At 54.7% G+C, this 12,039-nt stretch carries 12 protein-coding genes and 1 riboswitch; of the genes, 4 read left to right on the top strand and 8 right to left on the bottom strand.

What is annotated here, in order from left to right:
* Window positions 1-471 precede the first annotated feature (471 nt).
* Together purH and purD are read left to right on the top strand one after the other, a co-directional pair.
* Entirely contained in the window at window positions 472-2,061 is a 1,590-nt protein-coding gene (gene purH, locus HV037_RS22785; RefSeq protein ID WP_016155320.1) for a bifunctional phosphoribosylaminoimidazolecarboxamide formyltransferase/IMP cyclohydrolase, read from the top strand.
* A 15-nt stretch (window positions 2,062-2,076) separates the two neighbouring features.
* Window positions 2,077-3,366, top strand: a complete 1,290-nt coding sequence (purD, locus tag HV037_RS22790; RefSeq protein ID WP_016157951.1) for a phosphoribosylamine--glycine ligase — start codon at window positions 2,077-2,079, stop codon at window positions 3,364-3,366.
* On the opposite strand, the gene zraR is transcribed toward purD, so the two are convergent.
* Window positions 3,363-4,688 carry a sigma-54-dependent response regulator transcription factor ZraR gene (gene zraR / locus HV037_RS22795; RefSeq protein ID WP_049043230.1) on the bottom strand — a complete coding sequence of 442 codons (1,326 nt, stop codon included), beginning with the start codon at window positions 4,686-4,688 and terminating at the stop codon, window positions 3,363-3,365. The genes purD and zraR overlap by 4 nt on opposite strands.
* A gap of 5 nt (window positions 4,689-4,693) precedes the next feature.
* A complete protein-coding gene (gene zraS / locus HV037_RS22800) occupies window positions 4,694-6,079 on the bottom strand; it encodes a two-component system sensor histidine kinase ZraS (protein ID WP_019078472.1) in 1,386 nt (461 codons plus the stop codon).
* Window positions 6,080-6,344: 265 nt separating this feature from the next.
* On the opposite strand from zraS, the gene zraP reads away from it, so the two are divergent.
* On the top strand, window positions 6,345-6,785 hold the full coding sequence (zraP, locus tag HV037_RS22805) for a zinc resistance sensor/chaperone ZraP (protein WP_101701278.1): 441 nt from the start codon (window positions 6,345-6,347) through the stop codon (window positions 6,783-6,785).
* 59 nt (window positions 6,786-6,844) lie between these two features.
* On the opposite strand, the gene HV037_RS22810 is transcribed toward zraP, so the two are convergent.
* The 6 genes from HV037_RS22810 to nudC form a co-directional block, all read right to left on the bottom strand.
* Window positions 6,845-7,537 carry a DUF1481 domain-containing protein gene (locus tag HV037_RS22810; RefSeq protein ID WP_103284481.1) on the bottom strand — a complete coding sequence of 231 codons (693 nt, stop codon included), beginning with the start codon at window positions 7,535-7,537 and terminating at the stop codon, window positions 6,845-6,847.
* Between the two features lie 11 nt (window positions 7,538-7,548).
* Window positions 7,549-7,821, bottom strand: coding sequence for a nucleoid-associated protein HU-alpha (hupA, locus tag HV037_RS22815; RefSeq protein WP_001044509.1), 273 nt, complete (start codon window positions 7,819-7,821; stop codon window positions 7,549-7,551).
* Between the two features lie 186 nt (window positions 7,822-8,007).
* Complete coding sequence (locus HV037_RS22820) at window positions 8,008-8,598, bottom strand: YjaG family protein (RefSeq protein WP_003842015.1); 591 nt, start codon at window positions 8,596-8,598, stop codon at window positions 8,008-8,010.
* Between the two features lie 33 nt (window positions 8,599-8,631).
* A complete protein-coding gene (nfi, locus tag HV037_RS22825; protein WP_103284365.1) occupies window positions 8,632-9,312 on the bottom strand; it encodes a deoxyribonuclease V in 681 nt (226 codons plus the stop codon).
* A 9-nt stretch (window positions 9,313-9,321) separates the two neighbouring features.
* A complete protein-coding gene (gene hemE / locus HV037_RS22830) occupies window positions 9,322-10,386 on the bottom strand; it encodes a uroporphyrinogen decarboxylase (protein WP_103284366.1) in 1,065 nt (354 codons plus the stop codon).
* 43 nt (window positions 10,387-10,429) lie between these two features.
* A complete protein-coding gene (gene nudC / locus HV037_RS22835) occupies window positions 10,430-11,203 on the bottom strand; it encodes an NAD(+) diphosphatase (RefSeq protein ID WP_103284367.1) in 774 nt (257 codons plus the stop codon).
* Between the two features lie 96 nt (window positions 11,204-11,299).
* On the opposite strand from nudC, the gene HV037_RS22840 reads away from it, so the two are divergent.
* Entirely contained in the window at window positions 11,300-11,788 is a 489-nt protein-coding gene (locus HV037_RS22840; RefSeq protein WP_016155311.1) for an Rsd/AlgQ family anti-sigma factor, read from the top strand.
* Window positions 11,789-11,837: 49 nt separating this feature from the next.
* A riboswitch (TPP riboswitch) is annotated at window positions 11,838-11,960 on the top strand.
* Window positions 11,961-12,039: the final 79 nt, after the last annotated feature.

The following is a 12,039-nucleotide window of genomic DNA, read 5'->3' on the forward strand; positions in this document are numbered from 1 at the left end:
GCGCTTTAGCGCTCTGTCGCGAGGTGGCGTATATTACGCTTTCCTCTTTCAGAGTCAACCCTCATTTTCAGGTTTTTCTCTTCAACCGAACCGGCTGTTTGTGTGAAGTGATTCACATCCGCCGTGTCGATGGAGGCGCATTATAGGGAGTTTCCCGCGGCCCGCAACCCTTAAATTGCAGAAAAATGACTGACCGCTGCATTCCACAGCAAAACCCCGCCTTATACCCATTTACACACAGAGTTATCCACAAACCACACGATCGTTTGTGCACTTCTCTGTTTATATAAGCATCCTTCAACGGAAAAAGAAGAGGTCAAAATCGAAAATTAAAAATTCGCGAGCGTTGCGCAAACGTTTTCGTTACAATGCCCCCGCACAACAAGGATGCCCCGTAAGGGGCGTTAGCTGAGTTTTTAGCCAAGAATTCACCTAACGCTCTCTGTAATAGTCAAATCCAGGGGATTTACCATGCAACAACGTCGTCCAGTCCGCCGCGCTCTGCTCAGTGTTTCTGACAAGGCCGGTATCATCGAATTCGCTCAGGCACTTTCCGCACGCGGTGTGGAGCTGCTGTCTACAGGTGGCACTGCGCGCCTGTTGGCTGAGAAAGGCCTGCCAGTGACCGAAGTTTCCGATTACACCGGCTTCCCGGAAATGATGGATGGACGCGTAAAGACCCTGCATCCGAAAGTCCATGGCGGCATTCTTGGTCGTCGCGGTCAGGACGACGGGATTATGGAACAGCACGGCATCGCACCTATCGACATGGTGGTTGTTAACCTGTACCCGTTCGCCGAGACCGTTGCCCGTGAAGGCTGCTCGCTGGAAGATGCGGTAGAAAACATTGATATCGGCGGCCCGACGATGGTGCGTTCCGCTGCCAAGAACCATAAAGATGTGGCTATCGTTGTGAAGAGCAGCGACTACGCCGCCATTATTAAAGAGATGGATGCCAACGACGGTTCTCTGACCCTCGACACGCGTTTCGACCTCGCGATTAAAGCCTTCGAACACACCGCCGCTTACGACAGCATGATCGCCAACTACTTCGGTAGCATGGTTCCGGCCTACCACGGCGAAAGCAAAGAAGCCGCCGGTCGCTTTCCACGTACACTGAACCTGAACTTCATTAAGAAGCAGGATATGCGCTACGGCGAGAACAGCCACCAACAGGCTGCCTTCTATATAGAAGAGAATGTTAAAGAAGCGTCCGTTGCCACCGCGCAGCAGGTACAGGGCAAAGCACTTTCCTACAACAACATCGCCGATACCGATGCGGCGCTGGAGTGCGTAAAAGAATTCAACGAGCCAGCCTGTGTGATCGTCAAACACGCTAACCCGTGCGGCGTGGCAGTCAGTACCTCTATTCTCGATGCTTACGACCGCGCCTATAAAACCGACCCGACCTCCGCGTTCGGCGGCATCATCGCCTTCAACCGCGAACTGGATGCCGAAACTGCTCAAGCCATCATTTCCCGTCAGTTCGTGGAAGTGATCATCGCGCCATCCGCAACCGAAGACGCACTGAAAATCACCGCCGCCAAACAGAACGTCCGCGTGCTGACCTGCGGTCAGTGGGCACAACGTGTGCCGGGCCTGGACTTCAAACGCGTTAACGGCGGTCTGCTGGTTCAGGATCGTGACCTGGGTATGGTGAGCGAAGGTGAACTGCGCGTAGTTTCCAAACGTCAGCCGACCGAACAGGAACTGCGCGATGCGCTGTTCTGCTGGAAAGTAGCTAAGTTTGTAAAATCCAACGCCATTGTTTACGCCAAAGAGAACATGACTATCGGCATAGGAGCAGGCCAGATGAGCCGCGTATATTCCGCAAAAATCGCCGGAATTAAAGCCGCCGACGAAGGTCTGGAAGTTCAAGGTTCCTCTATGGCATCCGACGCCTTCTTCCCGTTCCGCGATGGGATTGATGCCGCCGCTGCCGCCGGTGTGACCTGCGTGATCCAGCCGGGCGGTTCTATCCGTGATGATGAAGTCATTGCTGCCGCCGACGAGCACGGCATAGCGATGGTGTTCACCGACATGCGCCACTTCCGCCATTAATCCACGGAGCAGACGATGAAAGTATTAGTGATTGGCAACGGCGGGCGCGAACACGCGCTGGCCTGGAAAGCGGCGCAGTCGCCAAAAGTCGAAACGGTATTTGTCGCACCAGGCAACGCGGGCACCGCGCTGGAACCTGCGCTGCAAAACGTGGCAATCGGCGTGACCGATATTCCGGCGCTGCTGAGCTTTGCCCAGAATGAGAAGATCGATCTGACCATCGTTGGCCCAGAAGCGCCTCTGGTAATTGGCGTGGTCGATGCGTTTCGCGCCGCCGGTCTGAAAATCTTCGGCCCAACCGAAGGTGCAGCGCAGTTGGAAGGCTCCAAAGCCTTCACCAAAGATTTCCTTGCCCGTCATAACATTCCAACGGCGGAGTATCAGAACTTCACCGAGATTGAGCCTGCGCTGGCCTATCTGCGTGAGAAAGGCGCGCCGATCGTTATCAAGGCCGATGGCCTGGCCGCCGGTAAAGGCGTTATCGTCGCGATGACGCTGGAGGAAGCCGAAGCCGCTGTTCATGACATGCTGGCAGGTAACGCTTTTGGCGATGCGGGCCACCGTATCGTTATCGAAGAGTTCCTCGACGGTGAAGAAGCGAGCTTTATCGTGATGGTTGACGGCGAGCACGTGCTGCCAATGGCCACCAGCCAGGACCACAAACGCGTAGGCAACGGCGATACCGGTCCGAATACCGGCGGTATGGGCGCTTACTCACCTGCACCGGTGGTGACTGACGACGTTCATCAGCGCACCATGGAACGCATCATCTGGCCAACCGTAAAAGGCATGGCAGCGGAAGGGAACACTTACACCGGTTTCCTGTACGCAGGTCTGATGATCGACAAACAGGGCAACCCGAAGGTTATCGAGTTCAACTGCCGCTTCGGCGATCCGGAAACCCAGCCGATTATGCTGCGTATGAAATCGGATCTGGTGGAGCTGTGCCTTGCCGCCTGTGATGGCAAGCTGGATGAGAAAACCTCTGAGTGGGACGAACGCGCCTCTTTGGGCGTAGTGATTGCCGCGGGCGGCTATCCGGGCAACTACAATACTGGCGATGAGATCCACGGCCTGCCGCTGGAAGAAGTCGCTGACGGTAAAGTGTTCCACGCGGGCACCAAACTGTCTGCTGACGATCGCGTGCTGACCAACGGCGGTCGCGTCCTGTGCGCCACCGCGCTGGGCAACACCGTTGCCGAGGCGCAGCAGCGTGCCTACGCCCTGATGACCGACATCCGTTGGGACGGCAGCTTCAGCCGTAACGACATCGGCTGGCGCGCCATCGAACGTGAGCAAAACTAACGGCTGAGCTTAGCCAGCAGCGTTTTGCGCGTAATACCTAACTGACGGGCGGCTTCGGTTTTATTGCCGCCCGTTTTTTCCAGCGCCGCCAGAATCACTTCTTTTTCGACATCCACCAGCGGTTGAATCTCGCCACTGTATTCCGTTTTTATCGGCGTCGCGGCAATCGCCATCGGCAGCTCGCGTTCGGAAATATATTCCCCCGTTAGCAGCACCACCGAACGCTCAATCGCATTTTCCAGCTCACGGATATTACCCGGCCAGTCATAGTGGATCAGCAGATCCATCGCCTGCGGAGTAAAGCCCTTCACCGCTTTTCGGTTACGTGTGGCAAAACGCTGGAGAAAATGTTCGGCCAGCAGCGGAATATCTTCCCGGCGCTGGCACAGCGCAGGCATTTCAATAGTGATGACGTTCAGGCGATAGTAGAGATCCTGACGAAAGCGCCCGGCGTTCACTTCCTCCGCCAGATCGCGATGTGTGGCGGCGATCAGCCGGACATCAACCGCAATAGTCTGGTTGCTGCCAACCCGTTGCACTTCCCGCTCCTGGATTGCCCGCAGCAGACGCACCTGCATTAGCGGTGAGATATCGCCAATTTCATCAAGAAATAACGTGCCGCCTTCGGCTTCCACAAAGCGCCCTTCCCGCCGCTTATCCGCACCGGTAAACGCGCCTTTCTCGTGACCAAAAAGTTCGGACTCCAGCAGCGATTCATTAAGCGATGCACAGTTCAGCGTCACCAGCGGTTTATCACAGCGGGCACTGCTGGCATGCAGCGCCCGGGCCACCAGCTCTTTCCCCGTACCGGAGTCTCCGTGAATGAGCACCGTTGCATCCGAGGGCGCAACCATCGCGATTTCATTGATCAACTGCCGCATCGCCGGACTGCTGCCAATCATGCCAAACTGCGCAGCCGACCCTGACGGCAGTTCAGCGCCCGTTTCCCGCGTATGCGCCAGCGCCTTTTCCAGCGTCTCCTGCAGGCGATCAAAATCCAGCGGCTTGATTAAGTAGTCCAGCGCCCCGGTTTTCAGCGCCTCAACGGCGGTCTCCACGCTGGAGAACGCCGTCATGATCAATACCGGAATCGCCGAATTCAGCGCTTTAATCTCTTTCAGCGTTGCGATGCCGTCCATCTCCGCCATACGCACATCGCACAGCACTAAATCAAATACGCGTTCACGCACCTGTTCCAGTGCCGCTTGCCCGCTATAGGCCAGCGCGACCTCATAACCCCAGCCGCGCAGCAGCGCCTGTAAAATGGTGCAGTGGCTGATATCGTCATCTACCACCAGAATATTGATTTTTCCGCGCGTCATCCTTGTTAATCCTGTTGTTTCGCGTTGGTTGGCAGCCAGAGGGTAAAGGTTGCGCCTTTGCCCTCAACGCTTGCCACATGAATGGTACCACCGTGCTGTTCAATTATGTTCTGCACTACCGCCAGCCCAAGGCCGGTTCCATCCGCTTTAGTCGTGAAGTAAGGCGTAAAAATGGCCTCCAGCTGTTCCGCGGCAATCCCTTTCCCGCTATCAATAACCACGATTTTAACGCGATCGCCGCTGCTTTCACTCGCTTCAACCGTAATCGTGCCCTGACGACCAATCGCATGAATGGCGTTCAGATACAGATTCAACAGAACCTGAGTCAGTCGGTCGGGATCGGCCTGAATAGCGGGCAGCGTGGAACTGGCCGAAAAACGTAGCTGGATTTCCCGGCTTGCCGCATCCTGACTCACCAGGTTTAATGAGTGGGTGATGACCTCATTGAGATCCACCTGTTGCAGCGTCAGATGCGCAGGTTTCACCAGCTCCAGCAGTTCGCTCACCACCCGATTTAAACGGTCCGCCTCTTTCGCCATCACCTGTGCCAGCTCATGCGACTCGCCACCAGCCGGAGTTCGTTCGGCAAAATACTTCGCTAAACCTTTGATCGATGAAAGCGGGTTTCGAATCTCATGCGCGACCCCGGCAGCCAGATGCCCGAGCGCCATCAGTTTTTCTTTACGCTTCATCGCATCCTGCAGTTCTTTGTACGAGCGCTGATAGCGCTGATACCAGAAGAACGTCAGCACAGTGGCCAGCAGCACGGCCGCCAGCGCAGACAGGACAATCAGGGTGTTACGCCACTCTCTTGCCTGAGTCGCAGCCAGATCGCTGGCATCAAAAGCGATAAATATGGTTTGTGCGGGGGTAATAAGCTGTCCGTCATTGCTGGCACAGCGCGCCATGCCATGACGTCCTGAACCATACATAGGCTGAAACTGACGATAAATTTCCAGGACCGGTGTTTTTTCACCGTCCCCCGTAGGCATGTCAATATTCCGCCAGCTTTCTTGTTCCCCGGGGCTTAATTGCCGCAGGACATCCGGTGAATAGAGCGTTTTACCGACCATCGCGGAATTGCTATGAGTAATAATGACGCCATGATCGTCAACGACGGCAAACCATAGCACGCCTGGTTGTACGGCCATTTCCTCCAGCAGCGTCTGCTGTTGAGCATGATGCATGCGCATCCCCATACCTACGCGCGTACCAGACTCCAGAGCGCGGATGAGCACGCTGCCTTTTTCCAGTAGCGTTTGCCGCGCGGCACCGCTTTCCCGCCCATAGTCCCGAATGGTCATAATCGAAAACCAACCGACCAAAATCAGGATTGCCGCCAGCAAGAGTCGGCTCAACCACTTGGCCGCCGTGTCCTTATAAAGACGCATACGCTCTCCCTTTATCCCACCTGTTCCTTTCATCGTTGCAGGTATACAGCAGAAATCATGCCATTTTTTCTCCGTGATAACCCTGCCCTCAGACACAATCCGCTGAAAGTAGCGGGTAAAAATGACCCGCCGGCGCGTTCTGGCGAGTCATTTTTACTCGTCGCCCTGTGAAGGCCACGACTACAACCGCGCGCGGGAGCGGGATTGCCGCTTTGGCACGGAAGATGCAATAGGAAATGTAATCTAACCAACAGGAGAACGACCCATGAAACGGAACAACAAACTGGCGCTGATTGCACTCTCTCTTATCGCGTTGGGCTCTACCCCGGCGCTGGCGCAGAATCACTGGGGATATGGTGATGGAATGCAGCAACGAGGCGGTACGCCAATGACCACTGAGCAGCAGGCTACCGCGCAGAAAATCTATGATGATTACTACTCGCAGACCAGCGCTTTGCGCCAACAGCTGACCTCTAAACGTTATGAGTACAACGCGTTGCTAACAGCCAGCTCGCCAGACACAGCAAAAATTAATGCCGTGGCAAAGGAGATGGAGGCGTTGAATCAGTCACTGGATGAGCAGCGCGTTAAACGCGATGTCGCAATGGCCCAGGCAGGCGTACCTCGCGGAGCGGGAATGGGCTACGGCGGGTGCGGCGGTGGCGGCAACCATCGCGGCGGCCATATGGGAATGGGCCACTGGTAAACGGTTTTTGCCGGATGGCGGCCTCACCTTATCTGGCCCGATGTCCTGGCATCAGGTTTTCAGAAGGTTTTGGCAGTAGGCTGCCAGTGACAAAAATCTTCATTAGCAACCAGCAGTAGCTGCGACCCTTCGGGCGCTTCCAGCCATGCCACACTCACTTCTACAGATGAATGGCTCTGGCGGCGCTCAATGTGGTTTATCGCCCACGATTCCAGATCGGGCTTCAGTGTTTCACCTTCACAGGTCGTGACTGTGTTATTCGCATGCCAGCGTCCCTGACGCAATATCACCCGTCCCTGACGCAACGCATCGCTGGTCTGGCGGATTTGATCGGCACGATAGCGGTAAAGCGCAATTTGATCGCTGGAAAGCTGCTGCTTTTGCCCATCGACTTCACGCTGCATGAAACTCAGTTCGCCCCGGTCATCGAAGCGTATACGGACATGTTCCGGTGGTTTACTGTAAGTGTTGAGTTCTATCAGCGAGAGCGAATCACCCTGCCAGCGGTATTCACTAGTGGCGGTATCGCCTTTACGCCACGGACTAAATACCGAGAGCAAGTGAACATCGTCGCTGGAATCTTTACGCCAAATGCGTACCGCCCCCTGATCGCCAACATAGCCGCTGGCCGTGAACGGAGGAAGCTCAGAGTGGCGACTACAGGCAGACAGTAACAGCACACCTGAAAGCCAAAGCGAATGACGCCAGATAGACAAAAGGGGCGAAACCGCCCCTTCGATAAAACTGTTCACTGCCACGCGAATTACTTAACCGCGTCTTTCAGTGCTTTACCAGAAACAAATGCCGGTACGTTAGCTGCGGCAATTTTGATTTCTTTACCGGTCTGCGGGTTGCGGCCAGTGCGCTCAGCACGGTGGTTCACTTTGAAGGTACCGAAACCAACCAGTTGTACAGCATCGCCTTCTTTCAGAGACTCAGTAATAGCAGCCAGAGTGGATTCCAGAGCAGCTTTAGCCTGTGTTTTAGACAGTTCTGCTTTGTCTGCAATTACATCAATCAGTTGAGTCTTGTTCATAAGTTATCCTTACAATGTGTTTATCGCTTGCTAAGCATCGAGTGCGACGGAAATGCCAGAAAAGCACTCTCCTGCATACACGCACCGATAGCCACTTTTTTTCGCCCCCCAAATGTAGACCAGACCGGGGGCGGATGGGAAGCCTTCAGGCACGACAAATCAGGCGTTAAATCACGTTTTATGGTGTCATTGCTGAAAATTTATACCAATATTGCTCTCGCCAGCCTCGCGCAGGTCTGCACGAAGCCCTTTTATCAGCTCAATATCGCGTTCTTCACAGTCGGCTAAAAGTCGGAAAATTTCCCACTGAATATCCCATTCTTGCTCAACGGCCGGGTTCTCTTTGAGCTCTTCATCGGTCATTTCGCGACCAGCCTGGGTCATTTCCAGCATCGCAACCGTCGTAATCGAAGCCTTACTAACCTCAATTGCATGTTCCAGCGTTTCACCGCTAAGACGCGAATGCATCAGTTCGCTTAATGCCACACAGGCATCAATCGCCGGATAAACGCCGTACAAATCGTAATCGTCTGCTGAAGGAATAGCCTCTTCAAATTTTTCCAACTGGCTATCGAAATTGATTTTCGCGTCTTTAACCGTCAGCGCTTCCCAAATCAAATCCAGAATTCGGCGGTAAATTTGTCCATCGCCAAATTCGGTTTGCTTACAGAACATGGCGTAGTTGGGGTACATGCGTTCGCACAGACAGGCCATAAACGTGACGTGCTGCCAGCTTTCCAGCTTCTCCAGACGCAGGTGAATCGGATTTTGTAACATGATGAGTTCTCAAATACGGAAATTAGCGGCAGTTTACCCGATATGGGGCGTTTTTGCTGCAAGCCGCGTAAAAGCAGGGCGTTCGGATGCCACCGCATCTGCCCAGCGTGTTGGTTCCGGCAGACGATAGCCGTTCATACAGCGTTGTACCCACGCTAACGCGCTGTCCTGGCTCACGCGATGACCCGTAGAGATAAACAGCGGGTTACAGCGTGCTTTGCTGCGCCAAACCCATGCCAGCTGTTCGCCTTTATCCAACAACGGCGCTAACGCTCCGGGTTCGGCGGCGAGCGGCTCAAACTTGCCGCACAACCGTTTTTTCGCCACGCCAATCGTCGGGACATCCACCAGCAGGCCAAAATGGCTGGCTACGCCCAGACGGCGAGGGTGAGAGATCCCGTGACCGTCAACGAACAGCAGATCAGGCTTGTGCGAAAGCTGCTGCCAGGCGGCCATCAGCGCGGGTGTTTCGCGAAAGGAGAGAAAGCCAGGAATGTAGGGCATGGTGGTGGCGATTCGCGCCACCGTGTATTCAACCAGTTCCAGCGAGGGGTACTTCAGTAAGACCATCGCGGCTCGCGTCACTTCGCCCCCCTGCTCGAACCCAACGTCCGCCCCGCCGATCAGATCCGGCGGATCGCTCCTCAGGCGATCCTCGCGGATCACTGAAGAGGCCAGTTCAAGCTGCTGCGCGCGTAATGACGCAAGATCCATAATGACTCCTTAGCGGTGATACTGTTCAGACAACCGATGTACCGCCTCCACAAAGACACCCGCATGCTCTGGCGGGACATCCTGATGAATGCCGTGGCCCAGGTTAAAGACATGGCCTTCACCCTGACCAAAACCGGCCAGAATCGTCGCCACCTCTTCTTCGATGCGGGCTGGCGGCGCATACAGCATGGACGGATCCATATTGCCCTGCAGTGCCACTTTATGACCTACACGACGACGCGCATCGGCAATGTCAGTGGTCCAGTCCAGACCTAACGCATCACAGCCGGTTTCCGCCATCGCTTCCAGCCACTGACCACCGCCTTTGGTGAACAGCGTCACCGGTACGCGACGACCTTCGTTCTCGTGCATCAGGCCGTCGACGATTTTGTGCATGTAGTACAGGGAGAACTGCTGATAGTCGCGACCGGTCAGCACACCGCCCCAGGTGTCGAAAATCATTACCGACTGCGCGCCCGCTTTGATCTGCGCGTTCAGGTACAGAGTGACGCTCTTCGCCAGCTTATCAAGCAGCAGATGCAGCGCCTTTGGATCGGCGTACATCATCTTTTTAATCACGGTGAAGGCCTTACTACTGCCGCCTTCGACCATATAGGTCGCCAGTGTCCACGGGCTACCGGAGAAGCCGATCAGCGGCACTTCGCCTTTCAGTTCACGGCGGATAGTGCGCACCGCATTCATCACATACCCCAACTCATCTTCCGGGTCCGGGATCGGCAGTTTGTCGACGTCAGCCTTGCTGGCGATCGGTGAGGTAAAGCGTGGGCCCTCTCCGGCTTCAAAATACAGCCCAAGTCCCATCGCATCGGGAATCGTCAGGATATCCGAAAAGAGGATCGCCGCATCAAGCTTATAGCGACGCAGCGGCTGCAGCGTGACTTCGCAGGCCAGCTCGGCATTTTTGCACAGCGCCATAAAATCGCCCGCTTCGGCACGCGTGGCTTTATATTCCGGTAGATAGCGGCCCGCCTGGCGCATCATCCATACCGGAGTGACATCAACGGGCTGGCGCAGCAGCGCACGCAGATAACGATCGTTCTTCAGTTCGGTCATTTTTCCATTCCTTGAGCTGTTTCACGCCAGTGTAACATGAGTGTCACTCATACTCTGCCCGACAGAGGGCGACAGTATCTTCAATCAATCGACGCGCGACGGTGCCCAGCGGGGGCAGGAGCGGTAAATCGTCGTAGCGATACCAGTTCGCTTCCAGCAGTTCTTTCGGGTCAATCACAATTTCGCCGCTATCATACTCCGCCATAAATGCGGTCATCAAAGACTGTGGGAACGGCCACGGCTGAGAAGTGACGTAGCGCAGGTTTTTCACCTTAATGCCGCTCTCTTCCATGACTTCGCGCGCCACCGCCTGCTCGAGGGTCTCGCCCACTTCGACAAAACCCGCCAGCACGGTATGCACGCCGTTACGATGGCGAACATGTTGGGCAAGCAGGATAGCGTCGTCACGGCGAATAGCGACGATAATGCAGGGGGCAATTTGCGGGTAGTAGCGTTCTCGACAGTGGCTACACAGCATCGCCCATTCCGTTTTACTCGGGTGCATGGGATGACCGCAGTAACCGCAGAATTTATGTGAGCGGTAGAACTCGGCCAGTTGTACACCGCGTCCGGCCAGTTGAAACAGGCCAACATCCTGGTCAATGACCTGGCGCACAGACCCCATATCGTGCCGACGCTGCTGCTGCACCAGCCAGACCGTCTCCCCTTCCCATTCGCCTATAGGAAGTGCGCGCTGCCCGGTCAGATCAAAACTTGCTGCGTCGCCGTAAGGCAGTTCGCCATGAGGCAACCATAACTTTTGCTCATGACTGACAATCCACCAGCCGCTATCTAATTTTTCAATTATACGATCCATATCTCTTGCGCAACCTTTGCTTCACAGGCATGTTGTTTACATTATTTTTACATTTACGGGTGAGCCGTTCCTAAACACCATCTTGCGGAGTCAATCATGCTAAACCAGCTGGAAAGCCTGACGGAGCACGTCGGAGGAAGTAACAAACTGGTTGATCGCTGGCTACATGTACGTAAGCACCTGCTCGTGGCTTACTACAATCTGGTTGGCATTAAGCCTGGCAAAGAATCGTACATGCGGCTCAATGAAAAGGCGCTGGATGATTTTTGCCAGAGCCTGGTCGATTACCTTTCCACCGGACACTTCAGTATTTATGAACGTATTCTCCATAAATTGGAAGGGAACGGGCAGCTTTTAAAAGCCACAAAAATTTGGCCGCTCCTGGAAGCCAATACGCAACTGATCATGGACTACTATGATTCCAGTCTGGAGACCGCCATTGATCACGATAACTTCCTTGAATTTCAACAGGCCTTATCGGATATCGGCGAGGCGCTGGAAGCCCGGTTCGTGCTGGAAGATAAGCTGATCATGCTGGTTTTTGATGCGATGCACGAGAGTGGCATGATCAAACGTCCTGCTTGAGATTTGCGACATTAACGCGTAATTTACATTCATTACCTCTTTTTGAGGTTACTTCTTGTCGGAGTGCTTATTTTCCACAGCAGCATGAGTGGAAAAGGCTGAGACCGTTAATTCGGGATCCGCGGAACCTGATCAGGTTAAAACCTGCGAAGGGAACAAGAGTCAATCTACAACCGTATCGCCCTTTGGCGTTCGTCTCTCTTGCTTCATCCGTCGTCTGACAAGCCATATCCTTACTTTTATTTGGAATG

This window comes from Citrobacter sp. RHBSTW-00017 (assembly GCF_013797615.1).
GTDB classification, from domain to species: domain Bacteria; phylum Pseudomonadota; class Gammaproteobacteria; order Enterobacterales; family Enterobacteriaceae; genus Citrobacter; species Citrobacter braakii.